Origin of the sequence: Thioalkalivibrio sp. (assembly GCF_041690275.1) — a bacterium.
Lineage (GTDB): Bacteria > Pseudomonadota > Gammaproteobacteria > Ectothiorhodospirales > Ectothiorhodospiraceae > Thioalkalivibrio.
In genome coordinates this window covers 5,855-24,109 of record NZ_JAWLHP010000048.1, presented here as the reverse complement: position 1 = coordinate 24,109, position 18,255 = coordinate 5,855, and the positions used below count along the sequence as shown (strand labels likewise).

Below are 18,255 nucleotides of genomic sequence, written 5' to 3'. Positions count from 1 at the left end.
CTCGGCGACCTGGTGTCGCTGATCCCGATGGCCGCACTGGTCGCGGTGATGCTGATGGTGTCCGTCGCCACCTTCGACTGGAACTCACTGAAGACCCTGCACCGGCTCCCGCGCACCGACGCCACCGTGCTGCTGGTCACGATCGCGACAGTGGTCATCACGCATGACCTTGCCAAGGGCGTGCTGGCCGGCGTGCTGCTGAGCGCGGTCTTCTTCGCGCGCAAGATCGCCAACTCGATCGACATCGACAGCAGCCGGCCGGAAGGCAGCCATACCCGCACCTACACCGTGCGCGGACAGCTGTTCTTCGTCGCGGTCGACAAGTTCATCGACAGTTTCGACTACCGCGAGCCGGTGCACAACGTGGTCATCGATCTTCGGGAACTCGCACTCTGGGACAGCTCCGCGGTGGCCGCCATCGACAAGGTCGTCAGCAAGTTCCGGCGCAACGGGATGGAGGTCGAGGTGATGGCCCCGCTGGGTGCCGGCCGCGAGCTGCACGAACGCCTGGCCCTGCACGACAAGGGCGTCGACCTCGATTCCGGCGGTGCGCACTGAAGGCGTCGCGGCGCACCAGCCCGGCGTTGCGCAGGCCGTAGACCACCAGATACATGCCGATCGAGAAGATCACGATCTGCCAGGGGGCGGTCCTGAGCACGCGTTTCATTGCAATCACGCACCCGCGCGCAGCCACGGCCAACAGGATGGCCGCGCTTCGATTTGCCCACCCGGCGGGATCTTCCGGACCCGCGACTTGGTTGACCCAGGTCATGACGATCTTCCTCGCCCCCTCATAGGGTGTAACCTGTGTGGCCATACGGCCGCAAAGCACCTCGTCTTCGATCGGAGAACGTCCAGTGCCCTGCCATCCCCTTCCGTCATGGTTGTCCGGGCTGCTTTTCGTTGCGCTTATCCTCCTGTCCGGGGGAACGCAGGCTCAGGGCAGCGGCGATGAAGCGGAAAAAGTGCGCATGTTCGTCTTCTGGGGCGAGGGTTGCCCCCACTGCGACGAACAGAAGCCCTTCCTGCGGGAGCTTGAACAGCGCTATCCGGAGCTCGAGATCCGAGAATTCGAGGTCTTTCGTACCGATGCCCATCACCAGCTCTTCATTGCACTGTCTGTCGCGCACGGGATCGAACCGGGCTCGGTGCCGACGGCCTTTGTCGGTGGCGGCGCTTGGGTCGGCGACGGACCGCAGATCCGCCGCGAGATGGAGGCGACGATCCGGCAAGAGATCGCGGACCTTGGAGACAGCGGTGAGCAGCCCGGTCCCGCCGATCCAGTACCGGCGGAGCACGAGAATGACAACGAGATCGACATTCCCCTGATCGGGACCGTGGACCTCGGGGTACAGCCGCTGGTCGTCACCACGCTGCTGGTGGCGTTCATCGACGGCCTGAACCCGTGCTCGCTCTGGGTGCTCACCCTCCTGCTCGGCCTGGTGATCCACTCGGGCTCGCGCGGCCGGATCGCGCTGGTCGGCATCACCTTCCTGACCACGACGGCCCTGATCTACGGGGCCTTCATCGCCGGTGTCTTCAGCGTACTCAGCTACATCCTGTACCTCACGTGGGTGCAGTGGCTGGTCGCGGTCTTCGCGCTGACCTTCGGGCTGGTGAACATCAAGGACTACTTCTGGTTCAGGGCCGGACCCTCGTTCACCATCGCCGACAGCCAGAAGCCGGGGATCTATCAGGGCATCCGCAGGCTGCTGAACCCGCAGCTGACAGGCTTCGGGCTAGTCTTCGCGACCCTGGTCATGGCCTCGGGGATCGCGCTTGTCGAGCTGCCGTGCACGGCCGGCTTCCCTGTGATCTGGAGCGGGATCGTTGCGGAACGTGGGGTGACCGGTATCACCTTCCTGATGCTGCTGGGGGTCTACCTCCTGATCTACCTGCTGATCGAGCTGGTAGTCTTCTTCACGGCGCTGGTCACCCTGCGCATGGGCAAGTTCCAGGAGAGCCACGGCCGCAACCTGAAGCTCATCGGCGGGATGATCATGGTCGCCCTTGCGCTGGTACTGGTGATTGATCCGAAACTGATGAACGATGTCGGTGCCACGCTGATGCTGTTCGTCGGTGCGATCGTGCTGGCCCTGCTGATCATGGCCGTCCACCAGCGCGTCAGCGCCCAGCCCGGCGGCTGATCCGAAGGCCGGATGGTCCGTCCGCTGCGCCCGGGCCACCCTGTTGAGCCCGGGGGCTTGGCCCACCGTTGGGCGATGGCCCCGCGTGTCAGCCGGTGCGGAAGATTTTGACGGCCTGATACGTCACCAGTCAGACGCGCCAAGAAGGCAGTCTGCCTGAACAAACCGCAGCCGCCCCCTGGGCGGCCCCGTCAAAAACGATGACACACCGCCGACCGCCCATGCACCATTGAGGGAGCCTCCTGATGCAATCAGACCGAAGGCCACCGCTGATCCGATCCCTGATCCTCGCCGCCATGCTGCTGCTGGTACCCGCCGCCGCCCACGCCGAGCGCCCGGCCTTCCTGGTCGATTCGATGTGGCTGGAGGATCACATCGATGATCCGTCGCTGGTGCTGCTCGAGGTTCGCTATTACCCCAACCGCTACTTCACGGTCGGGCACATCCCCGGCGCCCGCCAGGTTCAGCGTTTCTCGGATCTCGGCGACAATGATGCCGTTCCCATCATGCGCTACCCTTCCAGGGAGGACTTCCAGGAGACCCTGCGCAAATGGGGCGTGAACGATGACTCACTGGTCGTGATCTACGACGACTCCCGCACCGCCCTTGCCTCGCGCATCTACTTCCTGCTCGACCTGTACGGCTTCGACATGGAGCGCGTGAGGATCATGGACGGCGGTACCGGGGAATGGGAGGCCTTCAACGACCTTTCGACCGAGGCGCCCGAGGCGACGCCCGGCAACGTGACCCTGAAGCCGGCCCGCGAGGGCCTGGTCATCGAGTGGACCGACATCTATCGCGACGTTTACTCTCTGCGCGATGAAGAGATCCTGCTGTTGGACGCCCGTCCCGAGGAGCAGTACACCGGCGAGGAGATGAACGGTGCCGTGCGTGCCGGACACATCCCGGGTGCAGTGAACGTCGAGGGCCTGCAGGGTACCGACGGACAGAAGTGGCGCTCACTGGAGCACCTGGCGGAGATGTATGCGGACATCCCGAAAGACAAGACCATCTATGTCTACTGTCATGACGGCTTCCGCAACACCCTGGCCTACATTCAGTTGCAGGCCCTGGGCTACGAGGACGTGCGGCTCTACAACGGTGGCTGGGCGCACTGGGGCAACGAACTGTCACTGCCCGTGGTGATGGGCCCGGATCCCTGGGACGCAGCCCACGCCCTGTAAGAGGAGATTGATCCATCATCAACCCGGGTACCACGAATGCCGGATCTCGAGCGCGCGCGGTCTTTTCCCGGTATTGCGAGCGCAGTGGCGCAGTCCAGCGGGGGCGCTCACTATCAAACCGGCACACCCCCCCAACCAACGAAGGAGAGACCTATGAAGATGTATCTGATCATTGCCGCCGGGGCCATCGCCATGTCGGCGGGCGCAAACCTCCAGGCTGCCGACCTCGAGGCGGGTGCGGCCACCTATCAGACCTGTATCAGCTGTCACGGCCCGGCCGCGCAGGGGCAGGCCATCTTCCCGGCGCTGGCCGGCCGGGATGCGGAATACCTCGCAGACAAGCTGCAGCGTTACCGGGCCGGTGAGCAGGTGGGAGAAAACACAGCGCTGATGGCCCCGCATGCCACCGGACTGAGCGATGAGGAGATCGAGAACGTATCGGCCTACATCGCCGAGGAATTCGACTGACCCGTTTCGTGAAACGCCTCGCTCCCCTCGGGGAGCGGGGCGCCCGGAACGCGCCGTTCCCCGCGGATGGGGTATGACAAGCGGCGGATCTACTTCCGCGAAATCATCCCCAGCACGTCAAACCCGCCAAACCCCTCCGGTTCCACGACCGCCATGTCTCCCGGTTCCGTCTGCTGGAAGGTGATGGTGTTGATATTGCTGCGGTGGCTGACCAGCACCAGCACACCGTCGCCAGCGAACTCGCCGATCCGTTCACGCACGTCCTCCATCAGCCATTCGGACTCGCCCGCCGGAAGCGACTCGATCAGGTTGAGCGGGGTCCACGTCTCGTAGTCACCGAAGGCCACTTCGGCGGTCTGGCGCGCCCGGCAGAATTCACTGCTCAGCACCGCGTCCACGGCGACGCCGCGTTCCTCAAAGAGCCGGCCCAGGGCTCGAGCCTGCTCGCGACCTTCCGCACTCAGATTCTGCTCCTCGGCGCAGTCGCCCTCGGCCGACAGATGCATCGACACCTCCGGAGTGGCCTCCTCGGACTGCGTGTGCCGGATCATCACGGCCTTGCCTCCATCGGCCAGGGCTGACCAGAGTACGACCTCGTCGGCGATCAGCGCACTGGGACCGGCCAGCATGACCAGTGCGGATGCAACAGCAAGGGGTGTGGTGGTGCGTACCGTCTTCACTGGGTGGACTCCTGGTGGGCGGGGGAATTGCGCTCTCTGATGTTTCCTGACGAAACGGGCTCGGAACTATTCCGCGCACAACCCACTCCGGTGCCACCCTCGCAGACGGATTTTTGAATCCGTCCCCCGCGTCAGTCGCGCCCCCTGTAGGAGCGTGCCTCGCACGCGAATCGGTGTCGGGTTGCGCACCGGCCTGTTGCGCGCCTGCGGCGCGTTCGCGTGCGAGGCACGCTCCTACACGGCCCCCCCGGCCCTTGTAGCAGGCGAGCCCGCTCGCCGATTCCGGCGCCGGGGAAGATCGCCCAGGGGGCTGGCTTCCCAAATCCCTTGCGTCAGGGCTGCTCAGCCCTTGACGCAGATCATCGGTTCCACGCGCGCGACCATGCGGGCCAGACCGGCATCGTGGGTGGCCCGGACCACGCGGGTCACGTCCTTGTAGGCCCCGGGGGCCTCCTCGGCGACGCCGCGCAGGCTGGGGCTGCGGATCAGGATGCCGCGCGCCTCGAGTTCGTCGACCAGCTCCCGCCCGCGCCACTGGCGCGTCGCCTGGTGCCGGCTCATCGCCCTCCCGGCGCCATGACAGGCCGACTGCAGCGAGAGCCTCTCGCCCGAGTCGGTCCCCACCAGCACGTAGGAACTGGTACCCATCGACCCCCCCACGAGCACCGGCTGCCCGACAGGCCGCAACGCCTCCGGCAGGCCGGGATGGCCGGGCCGCAGGGCCCGTGTCGCCCCCTTTCGGTGGACGTGCAGCTCCCGTTCCCGACCATCGACGCGATGGCGTTCAGTCTTGCAGGTGTTGTGCGACACATCGTAGAGAAGCCGCAAATGGTTACCTGGGAAGAAGTCGGCGAAGACCTCGCGCGTCAGGTGGCTGAGGATCTGCCGGTTGGCGAGCGCGCAGTTGATCGCGGAGCGCATCGCGCCCAGATAACGCTGCCCGACCTCGGAATCGATCGGGGCGCAGGCCAGTTCCCGCTCCGGCAGGTGGATGCCGTGGCCCTCCGCCGCCACCACCATCTCGCGCAGAAACTCGGTGCCGATCTGGTGGCCCAGGCCGCGGGACCCGCAATGGATCGAGACCACGATCTCGCCCTCGACCAGATCGAAGGCGCGCGCGACATCCGGATCGTAGACCTCAACCACCCGCTGCATCTCGAGGTAGTGGTTGCCGGAACCCAGCGTTCCCATCTCCTTGCGCTGCCGTTTGCGCGCCTGCTTCGACACCGCGCCCGGCTCCGCGCCCGCCATCTCGCCGTGCTCCTCGATCCGCTCGAGATCGGCGGCTTCGCCATAGCCCTCGGCGACCGCCCATGCGGCTCCGCCAACCAGCATGTCGGTCATCTGGCGGTCATCGAGGCGGATGGCTCCGGTACTCCCCATGCCGGCCGGAATCGCCGCGAACAGCGCATCCGCGAGATCCCACTTCACCGCCTCCACCGCCTCCCGCGCAAGGCCGGTGACCAGGGTGCGGACCCCACAGGAGACGTCAAAACCCACACCCCCCGCCGACACGACGCCGCCCTCGTTCGCGTCGAAGGCCGCGACCCCTCCAATCGGAAAACCGTATCCCCAGTGGGCATCGGGCATCGCGTAGGATGCCCCCACGATACCGGGCAAGGCGGCCACATTCGCTGCCTGTTCCCCGACCTTGTCATCCATCTCGGCCAGCAGGTCCGCATCAGCGTAAATGATTGCCGGGACACGCATCGGGCCCGTTGGTTCGAGCTTCCAGGCGGTGTCGGAGAGCCTGGTGAAGCGGTTGATATCCATGCTGTCCTGTCTCCGTGACTGATCGATCCGGCAAGATCAGATGTCCAGCACGCACTGGGCCACCCACGGGCCCTGTTCCGTCTGCCAGACCGCAAGCTGAGTGAAGGTCGCGCCCTTGATCTCCACGGCAGGCTGATGACGCAGGCGCTCCACCCGCTCGCCCCAGGCCTCGGCACTGAGATTTCCTGCTTCGACCCGGACCCGGAACCGACCAAACAACCGCCCTTCCACGGCCATTTCTAAGACCAGTACGTTCAGGAAATCGTAGAGCAGCAGCTCCGGATCCGGATCGGCACAGTCGAACGTGAAGTGTTCCCTCGCCTCGATCACTGCCGGGTCGGTGACAATGGCGGTCATGGCCGTGGCCGCCGCCGCAAAGGCCTCGCCCAGGGTGGCGCCATAGCCGCGCACGCCCATATCCGCTTCGTGGGGAAAGTGCTCCCAGCGCAGGACCGGCGCCGGAATGGAGGTATCGGGGGACTCGCCGGGTCGCGTTTGCATCGGTGGCCTCCAGGGAGGACCTGAATCCGCGGCAGGGCAAGTCCGCGAAAGGCGTGCCGGACGCCGGTGCGGCTGCCGCTTCCCTTGAGTGTAGCCCAGAGCTCCCGCTCTCGCGGTCCCCGCAACGCTACACGCTCACTGTCACGGCGCGCGGCCACCCCCGACCATGAAAGCCAGGATGGTGGGCTGTCATGACGCGCGGCCACGGCCACCCCCAACCATGAAAGGGGGCCGTAGGGTGGGCAAAACGAAGTGTGCCCACCACAAACCACCTGTCATCGCGCGCGGCCACCCCCCGACCATGAAAGGGGGACCGCGTAGGGTGGGCAAAACGAAGTGTGCCCACCACAGACCACCACGGCCAGGATGGTGGGCCCGCTATGCTTGGCCCACCCTACGGCCCAGGGGCGGCTCGCGACGGAGATGGAAGGGATTTTCGCTAATCCCTGACGCCCTCGATATGGCCTTCGTCTGCCAACCTGAGCACTTCGCCGACGATGTCGTTCATCGTCACCAGGCCCACGAGCTTGCCGCTCTCCAGTACCACCACCCGGCGCTGGTACTGGGAGATCATCATCCGGGCCACGTACTTCACATCCATCATCTGCGGCACGATCAGCGCCGGCTTGGCGCACACGTCGTAGACGTTGATCAGGTCGATGTCGCCCTCCTCCGACACGATGGTTCGCAGGATGGCGGAGTAGGTGATCATGCCGTAAGCGTCGTGTTCGTCGCGCCGCTCGACCACCAGGGACTTCACCTTGTGGCGCCGCATCTGCGCCATGGCCTCGCGAAGGGTGGCCAGCGGCGTAATCGTGATCACCTCGGTCTGCATGATGTCCTTGACGAGCATGTTGCCTCCGCGAGACTGAATCGATGCCAGAAGCGGTCTGGGGTGAGAAGCGCCCGTCCAGGCGCCGAACCGCCGGATCCCGCCGTTGGACCCGGCTTCAGATTTCGTCCTTGATACGCTCCACGAAACTCTCGAGCTGCCGGGTGTCGATGCCCGCGATGTGGTCCAGGGGCACGGTGAAGACCACCCCTTTGGAGTGCTTCGCCAGTTTGAGTTCGATCGTCAGCGCCTTCATCACACTCAGGGAAAGCTTTCTCTCCAGCACGCAGATCAACATCGTCTGCGAACCCTCGTAGGTGAGACCGAAAAAGGTTTTCTTGTGGCGGGCACCGAGTCCCCGCGCATGGATGATGGTCAACCCCTCCGCGCCCGCGTTCCTGGCGACGTCGATTCCCTTTTCTTCCAGCTCCTCCGCCAGGATCGCAACTAGAACAGCGAACTTCATCTGCGGACACCTCTCCCCGGGTCGTGATGGCATACGATCTGGACTGGCAGATGATACGGTAATCGGCCTCGAGGCGCGATCCAGCATTGGTTCCCCCCGTGCCACTACTGATATATCGTGCATTCGTATCCGACCGACGACCGTCGCTGCAGCCACGCGCCAGCGTTTTCCCGAGCCGCTTGCCCACGGAGAGCATCAAGGAGAGATCTTTGCCACAAGGTCTGATCGCGTTCTCACGGTCCCTTCTGGAAAGCATGCGCGACCTGTTGCCGATCATCGCGGTGATCGGATTCTTTCAGGCCGTCGTGGTGAGGGCGCCGATGCCGGAGCTTGCCAGTATCCTGCTGGGGCTTCTGCTGGTGGTGATCGGGCTGACGCTGTTCGTATACGGGCTGGAAATGGGCCTTTTCCCCATTGGCGAATCGATGGCTCAGGCCTTCGCGCGAAAAGGCAGCCTCTTCTGGCTCCTGGTTTTTGCGTTTGCGCTGGGATTCGCAACGACCATCGCCGAACCCGCGCTGATCGCGGTGGCCAACGAGGCGGCACTGGTCGCGGCCCAGGACGGCACCATCGCCGATACGGACGCAGGCAGAAATGCCTACGCGCTGCAGCTGCGCATCGTCGTCGCTCTGGCCGTGGGAACCGCCATCACCATCGGTGTGCTCCGCATCCTGAAGGGCTGGCCACTGCATTACATGATCATCGGCGGCTACGTCGCCGCGATGGCGATGACGAGCTTCGCGCCCCCGGAGATCATCGGCATCGCCTACGATTTCGGAGGGGTGACCACGTCGACCATCACGGTCCCACTGGTGACAGCGCTTGGCGTCGGACTCGCTTCCGCCATTCGGGGACGCAATCCCGCCACCGACGGCTTTGGTCTGATCGCCTTCGCCTCACTGACGCCGATGATCTTCGTGCTGGCGTACGGAATGATCTCCTGAGATGGACACGCTCCGTCAGTTACTGGACGTACTGGGCAATACCATGTGGGATGTGGCACCAATCGTGGCGGTGCTCTTCGGTTTCCAGTTCCTGGTGATCCGGCGCCGAATCCCGCATTTCACCCGGTTCATCGCGGGCCTCGCGTTCGTGATCCTCGGGCTGACCTTTTTCCTGGTCGGGCTGGACAAGGCCCTGTTCCCTCTGGGGCATGCGATGGCCGAGCAGCTCACTGACCCGGCATTCGTCCACGGAGCCGACAGGGCGGCCGCAACCATTGCCCATCACTGGGCGGATTACTACTGGGTGTATCTTTTCGCCCTCGCGATCGGGATCAGCGCGGTGCTGGTCGAGCCGGCGGTGATCGCGGTGGCGATCAAGGCGAACGAGGTGTCCGGAGGTGCGATCGGGATCACCGGCCTGCGTCTCGCGATCGCGATCGGAGTCGGATTCGGTATCATGCTTGGCGCATTCCGGATCATCACCGGCGGCAGCCTGCACTTCTTCATCCTCGGCGCCTACATCATCGTGGTGATCCAGACATTCTTCACCCCGCGACAGATGATCCCGATTGCCTACGATTCCGGTGGCGTGTCGACCTCCACCGTCACCGTACCGCTGGTCGCGGCGCTGGGTCTGGGACTGGCCTCGAATATTCCGGGTCGCAGTCCATTGCTCGATGGATTCGGCTTGATTGCGTTTGCGGTCCTGTTTCCGATCATCTCCGTGATGACCTACGCGCAACTGGCGCGCGCCTGGGAAAACCGGCAGGCCCGCAGACCCGGCAGCGACTGACAGGAGGATTACCGAATGCGTTTCAAACTCATCATCGCGCTGGTCGAGGACGACAAGAGTGACCAGGTCTTGAAGGCTGCGCACGATGCCGGCGCGACCGGCGCGACCATTATCAACAATGCGCGTGGCCGCGGGTCGCAGCAACACACCACCTTCTTCGGCCTCGGTCTGGAGATGCAGCGCGACGTGCTGCTCTTGCTGGTGGAAGAGCACCTGGCCCGACATATCCTCGAGACCATCTGCGAGGTGGGGGAGTTCGACACCACCCCCGGTACCGGAATCGCCTTTCAGATCGATACCGAAGACGCCGTCGGGGTAAGCCACCAGGTGCAGTCCATTCTCGATTCGACGAAGGGCGCCCCGAAATGACCGGAAAGAGCGGGACGCGGCGGGTCGCTCCCGTGACCGGCAGGGGCTTGCCTACGGCGCACAAGCGAGCCTGCACATCCCGGAGCAGGACCGGGATCCCGCATTCCATGCGGCAATCCTGAACCCGGCCCGTTGCCGCCAATCCGTTCAACGCCGCCAGAAGGCCGGCGAGAGCAGCACGAGCACCGTGAAGATCTCGAGCCGGCCCAGCAGCATCGACAGCGTCAGCAACCACTTGCTGAAGTCATTGATGCTGGCGAAGTTCGGCCCGACGTCGCCGAGGCCAGGACCGAGGTTGTTCAGCGTGGCCGCCACCGCCGAAAACGCGGTGACCTGATCCAGTCCCGAAGCCATCAGCAGCAGCACCATCACGGCGAAGACAAGGACATACACGGCCATGAATCCCCATACGGCCTCGACCACGCGGTTCGGCATCACCTTGTCGTTGACCTTGACCGGGATATGGGCATGGGGATGGATCAGCCGCTGGATCTCGCGCAGACCCTGTTTCGCCAGCAGCAGTACGCGGATCACCTTCATGCCACCGCCAGTGGAGGCGGTACAGCCGCCAACGAAGGACAGGAAGACCAGCATGAGCGGCAGGAACCCTGGCCAGAGATAGAATTCGGTGGTGGCATAACCCGTGGTGGTGCCAATGGAGACCGCCTGAAAGATCCCCTGGCGCACCGCGTCCGGTATGCTGCCCGCGACCTCCGAGTACAGCAGGTAGGCGACCGCGATCACCGCCCCCGTCGCCAGCAGGGCCAGATACAGCCGCACCTCCTCGTCGCGCCGGTATGGCTCCAGGCTGACGCGTCGGAAGAACAGGAAGTGCAGTGCGAAGTTCATGCCGCCAAGCAGCATGAACACTACTGCGATGCCTTCGATCAGTGCGCTGTCGAAGTGCCCGATGCTGGCGTCGTAGGTGGAGAACCCGCCGATCGCGACCGTGGTGAAGGAGTGTGCGATCGCGTCGAAGACCTCCATCCCGGCGACCCAGTAGGCCAGTGCGCAGGCCGCGGTCAGACCGAAGTAGACCAACCACAGATTGCGCGCGGTCTCGGCGATGCGCGGCGCCAGCTTGTTGTCCTTCAGCGGGCCCGGCATCTCCGCCCGGAAAAGCTGCATGCCCCCGATGCCGAGCAGCGGCAGGATGGCGACTGCAAGAACGATGATGCCCATCCCCCCAAGCCACTGCAGTTGCTGGCGGTACCAGAGGATCGCGCGCGGCAGATCGTCCAGGCCGACGATGACGGTCGAACCGGTCGTGGTCAGCCCGGACATGGACTCGAATACCGCGTCGGTCACGGAGATGTGCAGGACCGGGTCGAGATAGAGCGGCAGGGCCCCGAACAGACCGAGCACCAGCCAGAACATCACCACCACCACGAATCCGTCGCGCACCTGCAATTCCGCGCGCGCCCGGAAGAACGGCACCCAGATGGCCACCCCGACGACCAGCAGGATCGCGAAGGCCCGCAGAAAGACCCCCATGCTCTCCTCTTCGTAGATCCAGCCAACGAGCGCCGGCGGCAGCATGGTGATGCTGAACAGGGTGACCAGAATCCCCAGCAGGCGCGTCGTGGTGGTGAATTGCAGCATGGAGCGGCGACTCGGGATCCGGGATCAGAAAAAGAGGGCGCTGGGGCGGAACAGGCGCTGCACTGCCGACACCCGGGTTCGGTCCGCGAGAAACAGGATCACGTGGTCACCCGCATGGATCAAGGTGTCGTGATGCGGGATCAGCACCTCCTCGCCACGCACCACCGCACCGATGGTGGTACCTTCCGGGAGCTTGAGTTCGTCAATCCGGCGATCGACAACCTGCGAGGTGCGGGCATCGCCGTGCACCACCGTCTCGATCGCCTCGGCCGCCCCCCGCCTGAGGGTGTGCACGGTGGTGGTGCCCCCTTCGCGCACCCGCGCCAGCAAGGCCGCCACCGTGACCATCTGGGGCGATACCGCAATGTCGATGGTTCCACTCTGAATCAGGTCGACGTAGCCTGGCCGGTTGATCAGGCTGATGACCTTGCGGACCCCACGCCGCTTCGCCAGCATCGCGGCGAAGATGTTGGACTGGTCGTCGTCGGTGACCGCGCAGAGAACGTCGGCGTGATCCACGTCGATCTCCTCGAGGAAGCGATCGTCGGCGCCATCGCCCTCCAGTACCAGCACATCCGTGGGCAGTGCCGCGGCCAGCATTCGGGCGCGGTCGGCGCTGCGCTCGACGAGCTTGATCCGGAAGCGGTCCGAGAGGATCTCCGCAAGCCTGCGGCCGATGTTTCCCCCACCGGCGATGATCACCCGCCGGTATGACCGCTCGAGCTGGCCCAGCTCGGCGGTCACGGAGCGGATGTGTCTCTTCGCGGAGACGAAAAAGACCTCATCGTCCGCCTCGATCACCGTTTCGCCTTCCGGCGGCAGCGGTCGATCCCGTCGGAAGATCGCCGCCACCCGCATCTGCCCACCGGAGCGCAGGCGGCGCAGGCTGCGCAGTTCGCGACCGACAAGGGGGCTGCCCCGATGGGCCCGGACCGCGACCAGCGAGACCCTGCCTTCCGCGAAGTCCAGCACCTGCAGTGCGCCGGGATGTTCGATCAGCCGCCGGATCTGGGTGGTCACGAGTTCTTCCGGCGAGATCAGCATGTCCACCGGCACCGCATCCCGGCGGAAGAGCTCCGGGTGTTCGTGGTAATCGCGGGCACGGGCGCGGGCGATGCGCGTCTCCACGTTGAAGAGCGTAGAGGCCACCTGGCAGGCCAGCATGTTCACCTCGTCCGAATCGGTGACCGCGATCAACATCGCCGCGTCATGTGCGCCGGCGGCCTCGAGGATGGGCGGATGGGCACCGAAACCGACGACCGCCTTGATGTTCAGGTCGGCCGTCAGCGCGTTCAGGCGCGCCCGGTCGCGATCGATCACGGTCACCTCGTGTCCGTCGGCGCTCATGGCCTCGGCAAGAGAATACCCGACCTGGCCGGCGCCCAGGATAATGATCTGCTTCATGAGTTGGGGACACTCCCTTCCACGCCGTCTCCGATCGATGCAGGACACGCCCAGCCGGCGAAGGGCATGGTGCGGCTCCCCCCCGCGGTCCCGTATGCTACTGCGAGCCCGAATGCATCGGCAAAGGTACAGGCCGCACTTCGTGCGGCCGATAACCGGACGCCACTGGAGCCATCCATGACACCGCCGACAGCCCATGCCCCGGGGGGCGATACGGGAGCGACCGCCAGCGCCGACCGCGCGCGGCCGGCCATTGATCTCCAGGGCCTGCGCAAAGTCTACAACGGAACCCCCGCAGTCGATGGCATCGACCTCGCGATCCCGGCTGGGGAGTTCTTCGGCCTGCTGGGTCCCAACGGCGCGGGCAAGACGACGACCCTGCGGATGCTTCTCGGCCTGACGCCGATCGACGCCGGCAGCGCGCGGGTGCTGGGGATGGACATGCCGGAACAGGAGCGCGAGATCAGGGCGCGCCTCGGCGTGGTGCCCCAGTTCGACACCCTGGACCCGGACTTCACGGTCGAGGAGAACCTGCTCACCTACGCATCCTATTTCGGGCTGTCGGGCCCGGCACTGACCCGGCGCATCGAGGAGCTGCTCGAACTGGCCAACCTCGAGCCCCGCCGCCACGCCCGCATCGACACCCTCTCGGGCGGCATGAAGCGGCGGTTGACGCTCGCGCGTGCCCTGATCAACGCGCCGGAGGTCGTGATCCTCGACGAGCCGACGACCGGCCTGGATCCACAGGCCCGGCACCATCTCTGGCGACAGTTGGGCCGGCTGCGCGAGCGGGGCGTCACGCTGGTTCTGACCACCCACTACATGGAGGAGGCCGAGGAACTCTGCGACCGCGTCGCGATCATCGACGCCGGCCGCATCATCGCCTGCGACTCGCCGCAAGCGCTGATCGCGGCCCACGTGGAACCCTGGGTCATCAGCCTGAGCGCAGCCTCCGCACGCCGGTTCATCGCCGATCCGGCGACGCTGCCGGCCCGCATGCTGGAAATTGCGGACAGCTGGCTGATCTACACCGCGGACCCGGCCGCCGTGCATGCGGAGCTGGAATCGGCGGCGCTCCCCCACTCCACCCGGGCAGCCAATCTCGAAGACGTCTTTCTCAGAATCACCGGCCACGACCTGCGCGAGTGAGATGAGCCGCATGCGCCGACCACTGCTGCCCCGTCCCAGCCTGCGCTTCGTTCCGGTCTGGCGGCGCAACCTGCGCGTCTGGCGCAAGCTGATGATGCCCTCGCTGCTCGGCAACTTCGGCGAGCCGGTGCTGTACCTGCTGGCCTTCGGCTACGGTTTCGGGCGGTTGGTCGGCGAACTCGACGGAATGAGCTACATGGTCTTCATCGCCTCCGGGATCATCTGCTCCAGCGCGATGTTCACTGCGAGTTTCGAGGGCATGTACTCGGCCTACACGCGCATGGCGGAACAGAATACCTGGCTGGCGATGCTCGGGACGCCGCTGACGCTGGACGACATCGTCTTCGCCGAAGCGGTCTGGGCCGCTTCCAAGGGGCTGATCAGCGCCGCCGCGATCCTGGTCGTGGCCAGCGCACTGGGACTGGTCGCCGACGGCCGCGCCCTGCTCGCGCTGCCGGTGGTGTTTCTCGCGGCCTTCACCTTCGGTTCGCTGGCGCTGGTCATCACCGCGGTCGCCCGCAGCTATGATTTCTTTCTTTACTATTTCACATTAGCAGTGACTCCCATGCTTTTGCTTTCAGGAGTCTTCTTCCCGCTCCAGGAGATGCCGGAGTGGGTCCAGGGACTGGCCCTCGCGCTGCCGCTGGCGCACGTGGTGGAGATCGTGCGGCCCCTGATGACCGGCAGCTGGCCGACCGGGGTGGGTCTGCACCTGGCCGTGATCGTAAGCTACGGCGCCGTTGCGCTGGTTCTCGCCACGGCCCTGATCCACCGGCGCCTGATCCGCTGATGATCGCGGCTGGAAGCCGCTCCCACCACCCGGAAACCGTAGGAGCGGCTTCCAGCCGCGATCCAGCGCCGGAGGTCTCGCCTCCACGGCATATCGTCGGCGGGGCCTTGATGCTGATCGGCAAACCCGATTCATCCCTTGCAATCCCCCGCCCCGCAGGAATACTGTATAAAAAAACAGATACCCCCGACAGAATGACCTCACCGATGAAACTCACCGCGCGCCAGCAGGAGATCCTCGCCTTCATCCGCGAGCAGGTGGAGGGACAGGGCTCGGCCCCGACCCGCGAGGAGATCCGCCGGACCTTCGGCTTCCGCTCGCCCTACGCGGCCGAATGCCACCTGCGCGCGCTGGCGCGCAAGGGGGCGATCGAGCTGGTCAGCGGCAGTGCGCGCGGGATCCGGCTGCCCGGCGGCACCGGCCCTGCCGGGGAGATTCCGCTGGTCGGACGGGTTGCCGCGGGCGCGCCGATCCTCGCCATCGAACACGTCGAAGAGCACTACCGAATCGATTCGCGCCTGTTCCACCCACGCCCCGATTACCTGCTTCGGGTCCGCGGCGACAGCATGCGCGACGCCGGCATCCTGGACGGCGACCTGCTCGCGGTGCGACAGAGCCCCGAGGCCCGCAACGGCCAGATCGTGGTGGCCCGCATCGAGGACGAGGTCACGGTGAAATACCTCCAGCGCGCCGGAGACCGCGTGCGCCTGCTGCCCGCCAACCCCGATTACACGCCGATCGAGATCGATCCCGGTCGGCAGGAGCTCGTGATCGAGGGCATCGGGGTCGGCGTGGTGCGTACGCTGGAGGCCTAGTGGGCCATGCGCGAGGTTCGGTGCCCAGCACGGATGCAGCCACCCGATGCCAGCGGCGCCTGAGTCATGTCGGCACTGGAAGAGCTCCTTGCACACCCCGGACTCTGGCGTGGGCGCGGCACCGGTCTCCCGGCGACGGTCCCGACCCGCCCCACCGGCTTTGCGCATCTCGACCGGACGCTGCGCGGCGGCTGGCCACGAGGGCAGCTGACCGAACTGATCGGCGCCCCCTTCGGCTCCGGCGAGACCCGCATGCTGTTGCCGGTGCTGGCCACATGCAGCCGGGAACGGCGCCGGGTGATGCTGGTCACCCCGCCCGCCACGCCCTGGATCCCCGGCTGGCGGCAGCTGGGCGTGGACCCCGAAGGGGTCTTCGTGATCCGGGCCACCTCGGAGGAGGACATCATCTGGAGCTGCGAACAGATCCTGCGTCATCCGAAGACCGGCGTGCTGCTCGCCTGGCTGCAGGGCAGCCGGAGTGCACCGTTGCGGCGTCTGCGGCTCGCGGCCGGTTCCGGTGATGCCTGTGCCTTCCTGTACCGGCCCCCGGCGGTGGCATCGCAGGCCTCTCCGGCCCACCTGCGCATCCGCTGGCAGGCCGACGGGGACCGGCTGCGCCTGGAGGTCATCAAGTTCACCGGCGGCCCGATCCCGGCCGGCCAGCCCGTGGTCATCCCAAGAGATGCTCGTTGAACCGACCCGTGAAGATCCCGGACGAGCAGCGGGGCCAGACCCCACCCCCTCAATCCTCCGTTCACCCGGAACGGGCCGGCCTGCGCGTCCCGCCGGACACCAGCCTCGCCACGGGCAGCGGAAGAGACGACCCGCAGCTCACCCTGCTGCCACCGGTTTCCCCGGAACGGAATCCGGAACCGGTCCCCGGCCAGCCGCTATGGCTGGCCGTGCACCTGCCGCACCTGGCGCTCGATGCGCTGGTGCAGACCGATTCCGCGCCATCGAGGCCGCTGATCCTCGCCGAGGATCCTGCGCGACCGAGGGTGCACGACGCCAACCGTGCGGCCCGCCAGGCCGGGGTCCGGCCCGGCATGGCGCTGGCGGACGCGCTGGCCGTACTGAATGCCCCGATCGTGCTGGACTACGAACCGGAAGCCACCCGGCGGCACCTGCTGACCCTCGCGGCGGTACTGCTGCAGTTCACCGATCACGTCTGTCCGGAAGCCGGGGATCAGCGCATCCTGCTCGAGGTCGGCCGTAGCCTGCGCCTGTTCCGGGGGGCCGCGGCACTGGAGGCGCAGGTCGGGGACACCCTCCGGCAACTCGGTTACACCCCCCGCATCGGAACCGCGCGGACGCCGGCCGCGGCCCGCCTGCTGGCGCGACTGCGGCACCCGGCCCGGCCACTGGACCGCGATACCCTGCGCCGGACACTGGCGCCCCTGCCACTGACGGTACTGCCCCTGCCCGCGGCTGACATCCAGGCACTGCACGGGATTGGGCTGGAGCGGATTGGTGACCTGCTGCGCCTGCCCCGCCACGACCTCACCCTGCGCTACGGCGCCCGGCTCCCGGAGCTCATCGACCGTCTCCTCGGCGATCTGCCGGAACCCCTGCCCCGTTTCCGTCCCCCGGAGACTCCTGCCTTCCACCTCGAATTCGACCAGGAGGTGAGCGCGACCGGCGCACTGCGCTTCCCGCTGAAGCGCCTGCTGCTGCAGCTGGAACAGACGCTGCGGGTCGGGAATCACCGCACACAGGAACTGGAGCTGCAGCTGCTCCACCGCGACCGGACGGCGACACGCCTGACCCTGGAGCGCAGCCAGCCCGGCAGCCGCGCGGAGGAATGGCTGGAGCTGTGGAGCATCCGACTGTCCCGGCTGGAGCTGCCGGTCCCGGTGCGCGGGCTGCGCCTGGCCGTGCCGCAGCTGCTCCCCGCCGGTGACGACTCGGACGGTCTGTTCAGCAGGGGGGACGGCTCCCGTGACGAGTCCGGTTTCCTGGCCCGGCTGCGCGCCCGGCTCGGCGACGACGCGGTCCTGCGCTTCGCACCGACCCTGCACCCCCTGCCCGAAGGGGCGCAGGAGGCCTGCGGCCCGGATGCCTTCCCGGCCCTGCCCGGCCGCGCTGCCACCCCGGCCCAGCGCGTGGCCGGGGCGGCGCTGTGGCTGCGCCCGCTGCAACCGGCCCCGCCACCGGGCCCGCACGATTGGCTGGGCCGGCTGGAGGGTGGATGGTGGGCCGGCGACGACCAGCGCCGGGATTACGCGGTCATGCCGGACCAGCAGGGTAGGCTCTGCTGGGTCTTCCGCGATCTGCGCACCGGACAGTGGCAGTTGCAGGGCTTCTGGGGGTGATCACCCCGTCAATGGGCCAAAGCTAA

17 protein-coding genes and 2 pseudogenes are annotated in these 18,255 nt (G+C 66.3%); 11 read left to right on the top strand and 8 right to left on the bottom strand.

What is annotated here, in order from left to right; translation table 11 throughout:
• Window positions 1-558, top strand: a 558-nt coding sequence (locus ACESMN_RS10160; RefSeq protein WP_373053481.1) for an STAS domain-containing protein, incomplete at its 5' end; no start/stop codon positions are given.
• Between the two features lie 16 nt (window positions 559-574).
• On the opposite strand, the pseudogene ACESMN_RS10155 reads toward ACESMN_RS10160, so the two are convergent.
• Window positions 575-712, bottom strand: a pseudogene (locus ACESMN_RS10155) (ArsB/NhaD family transporter); the annotation flags it as partial.
• 259 nt (window positions 713-971) lie between these two features.
• On the opposite strand from ACESMN_RS10155, the gene ACESMN_RS10150 reads away from it, so the two are divergent.
• The 3 genes from ACESMN_RS10150 (at window position 972) to ACESMN_RS10140 (ending at window position 3,799) form a co-directional block, all read left to right on the top strand.
• Window positions 972-2,147 (top strand): thioredoxin, encoded by a 1,176-nt coding sequence (locus ACESMN_RS10150; RefSeq protein ID WP_373053480.1) that lies wholly within the window; start codon window positions 972-974, stop codon window positions 2,145-2,147.
• A gap of 245 nt (window positions 2,148-2,392) precedes the next feature.
• The gene (locus ACESMN_RS10145) at window positions 2,393-3,331 is read left to right on the top strand and encodes a sulfurtransferase (protein WP_373053479.1); all 939 of its coding nucleotides are present in this window, start codon (window positions 2,393-2,395) and stop codon (window positions 3,329-3,331) included.
• Window positions 3,332-3,484: 153 nt separating this feature from the next.
• Window positions 3,485-3,799 carry a c-type cytochrome gene (locus ACESMN_RS10140; protein WP_373053478.1) on the top strand — a complete coding sequence of 105 codons (315 nt, stop codon included), beginning with the start codon at window positions 3,485-3,487 and terminating at the stop codon, window positions 3,797-3,799.
• 89 nt (window positions 3,800-3,888) lie between these two features.
• Here ACESMN_RS10140 and ACESMN_RS10135 read toward each other — a convergent pair whose 3' ends face one another.
• The 5 genes from ACESMN_RS10135 to ACESMN_RS10115 all read right to left on the bottom strand — a co-directional run bounded on the left by ACESMN_RS10135 (window position 3,889) and on the right by ACESMN_RS10115 (window position 8,051).
• Window positions 3,889-4,479 (bottom strand): histidine phosphatase family protein, encoded by a 591-nt coding sequence (locus ACESMN_RS10135; RefSeq protein ID WP_373053477.1) that lies wholly within the window; start codon window positions 4,477-4,479, stop codon window positions 3,889-3,891.
• 342 nt (window positions 4,480-4,821) lie between these two features.
• A complete protein-coding gene (locus tag ACESMN_RS10130) occupies window positions 4,822-6,252 on the bottom strand; it encodes an RtcB family protein (protein ID WP_373053476.1) in 1,431 nt (476 codons plus the stop codon).
• A gap of 36 nt (window positions 6,253-6,288) precedes the next feature.
• On the bottom strand, window positions 6,289-6,753 hold the full coding sequence (locus tag ACESMN_RS10125) for an archease (protein WP_373053475.1): 465 nt from the start codon (window positions 6,751-6,753) through the stop codon (window positions 6,289-6,291).
• Between the two features lie 439 nt (window positions 6,754-7,192).
• Window positions 7,193-7,606 (bottom strand): CBS domain-containing protein, encoded by a 414-nt coding sequence (locus ACESMN_RS10120; RefSeq protein ID WP_373053474.1) that lies wholly within the window; start codon window positions 7,604-7,606, stop codon window positions 7,193-7,195.
• 97 nt (window positions 7,607-7,703) lie between these two features.
• Complete coding sequence (locus ACESMN_RS10115; RefSeq protein WP_373053473.1) at window positions 7,704-8,051, bottom strand: P-II family nitrogen regulator; 348 nt, start codon at window positions 8,049-8,051, stop codon at window positions 7,704-7,706.
• Window positions 8,052-8,275: 224 nt separating this feature from the next.
• On the opposite strand from ACESMN_RS10115, the pseudogene ACESMN_RS10110 reads away from it, so the two are divergent.
• Both ACESMN_RS10110 and ACESMN_RS10105 read left to right on the top strand, forming a co-directional pair.
• Window positions 8,276-9,788 (top strand): annotated as a pseudogene (locus ACESMN_RS10110) (DUF1538 domain-containing protein).
• A gap of 15 nt (window positions 9,789-9,803) precedes the next feature.
• A complete protein-coding gene (locus ACESMN_RS10105) occupies window positions 9,804-10,157 on the top strand; it encodes a P-II family nitrogen regulator (RefSeq protein WP_373053472.1) in 354 nt (117 codons plus the stop codon).
• Between the two features lie 147 nt (window positions 10,158-10,304).
• On the opposite strand, the gene ACESMN_RS10100 is transcribed toward ACESMN_RS10105, so the two are convergent.
• Window positions 10,305-11,759, bottom strand: a complete 1,455-nt coding sequence (locus tag ACESMN_RS10100) for a TrkH family potassium uptake protein (RefSeq protein WP_373053471.1) — start codon at window positions 11,757-11,759, stop codon at window positions 10,305-10,307.
• Window positions 11,760-11,783: 24 nt separating this feature from the next.
• Entirely contained in the window at window positions 11,784-13,163 is a 1,380-nt protein-coding gene (gene trkA / locus ACESMN_RS10095) for a Trk system potassium transporter TrkA (protein WP_373053470.1), read from the bottom strand.
• Between the two features lie 306 nt (window positions 13,164-13,469).
• Between trkA and ACESMN_RS10090 the strand changes: the two genes are divergently transcribed.
• From ACESMN_RS10090 to ACESMN_RS10070, 5 genes are all read left to right on the top strand, one after another.
• The gene (locus ACESMN_RS10090; protein WP_373053484.1) at window positions 13,470-14,312 is read left to right on the top strand and encodes an ABC transporter ATP-binding protein; all 843 of its coding nucleotides are present in this window, start codon (window positions 13,470-13,472) and stop codon (window positions 14,310-14,312) included.
• Window positions 14,313-14,322: 10 nt separating this feature from the next.
• Complete coding sequence (locus ACESMN_RS10085; protein WP_373053469.1) at window positions 14,323-15,102, top strand: ABC transporter permease; 780 nt, start codon at window positions 14,323-14,325, stop codon at window positions 15,100-15,102.
• 206 nt (window positions 15,103-15,308) lie between these two features.
• Window positions 15,309-15,917: a transcriptional repressor LexA gene (gene lexA, locus ACESMN_RS10080; RefSeq protein WP_373053468.1), complete on the top strand. Its 609-nt coding sequence runs from the start codon at window positions 15,309-15,311 to the stop codon at window positions 15,915-15,917.
• Window positions 15,918-15,983: 66 nt separating this feature from the next.
• Window positions 15,984-16,610 (top strand): translesion DNA synthesis-associated protein ImuA, encoded by a 627-nt coding sequence (gene imuA / locus ACESMN_RS10075; RefSeq protein ID WP_373053467.1) that lies wholly within the window; start codon window positions 15,984-15,986, stop codon window positions 16,608-16,610.
• Between the two features lie 203 nt (window positions 16,611-16,813).
• Window positions 16,814-18,229 carry a Y-family DNA polymerase gene (locus ACESMN_RS10070; protein ID WP_373053483.1) on the top strand — a complete coding sequence of 472 codons (1,416 nt, stop codon included), beginning with the start codon at window positions 16,814-16,816 and terminating at the stop codon, window positions 18,227-18,229.
• Window positions 18,230-18,255 lie beyond the last annotated feature (26 nt).

What these genes read in the sequence shown, in the direction of transcription:
- ACESMN_RS10115 (WP_373053473.1), bottom strand. Translation starts at nt 8,051, where the DNA reads ATGAAGTTCGCTGTTCTAGTTGCGATCCTGGCGGAGGAGCTGGAAGAA.
- ACESMN_RS10085 (WP_373053469.1), top strand. Translation starts at nt 14,323, where the DNA reads ATGCGCCGACCACTGCTGCCCCGTCCCAGCCTGCGCTTCGTTCCGGTC.
- ACESMN_RS10100 (WP_373053471.1), bottom strand. Translation starts at nt 11,759, where the DNA reads ATGCTGCAATTCACCACCACGACGCGCCTGCTGGGGATTCTGGTCACC.
- ACESMN_RS10140 (WP_373053478.1), top strand. Translation starts at nt 3,485, where the DNA reads ATGAAGATGTATCTGATCATTGCCGCCGGGGCCATCGCCATGTCGGCG.
- ACESMN_RS10130 (WP_373053476.1), bottom strand. Translation starts at nt 6,252, where the DNA reads ATGGATATCAACCGCTTCACCAGGCTCTCCGACACCGCCTGGAAGCTC.
- imuA (WP_373053467.1), top strand. Translation starts at nt 15,984, where the DNA reads ATGTCGGCACTGGAAGAGCTCCTTGCACACCCCGGACTCTGGCGTGGG.
- ACESMN_RS10125 (WP_373053475.1), bottom strand. Translation starts at nt 6,753, where the DNA reads ATGCAAACGCGACCCGGCGAGTCCCCCGATACCTCCATTCCGGCGCCG.
- ACESMN_RS10150 (WP_373053480.1), top strand. Translation starts at nt 972, where the DNA reads ATGTTCGTCTTCTGGGGCGAGGGTTGCCCCCACTGCGACGAACAGAAG.
- ACESMN_RS10120 (WP_373053474.1), bottom strand. Translation starts at nt 7,606, where the DNA reads ATGCTCGTCAAGGACATCATGCAGACCGAGGTGATCACGATTACGCCG.
- ACESMN_RS10145 (WP_373053479.1), top strand. Translation starts at nt 2,393, where the DNA reads ATGCAATCAGACCGAAGGCCACCGCTGATCCGATCCCTGATCCTCGCC.
- ACESMN_RS10105 (WP_373053472.1), top strand. Translation starts at nt 9,804, where the DNA reads ATGCGTTTCAAACTCATCATCGCGCTGGTCGAGGACGACAAGAGTGAC.
- lexA (WP_373053468.1), top strand. Translation starts at nt 15,309, where the DNA reads ATGAAACTCACCGCGCGCCAGCAGGAGATCCTCGCCTTCATCCGCGAG.
- trkA (WP_373053470.1), bottom strand. Translation starts at nt 13,163, where the DNA reads ATGAAGCAGATCATTATCCTGGGCGCCGGCCAGGTCGGGTATTCTCTT.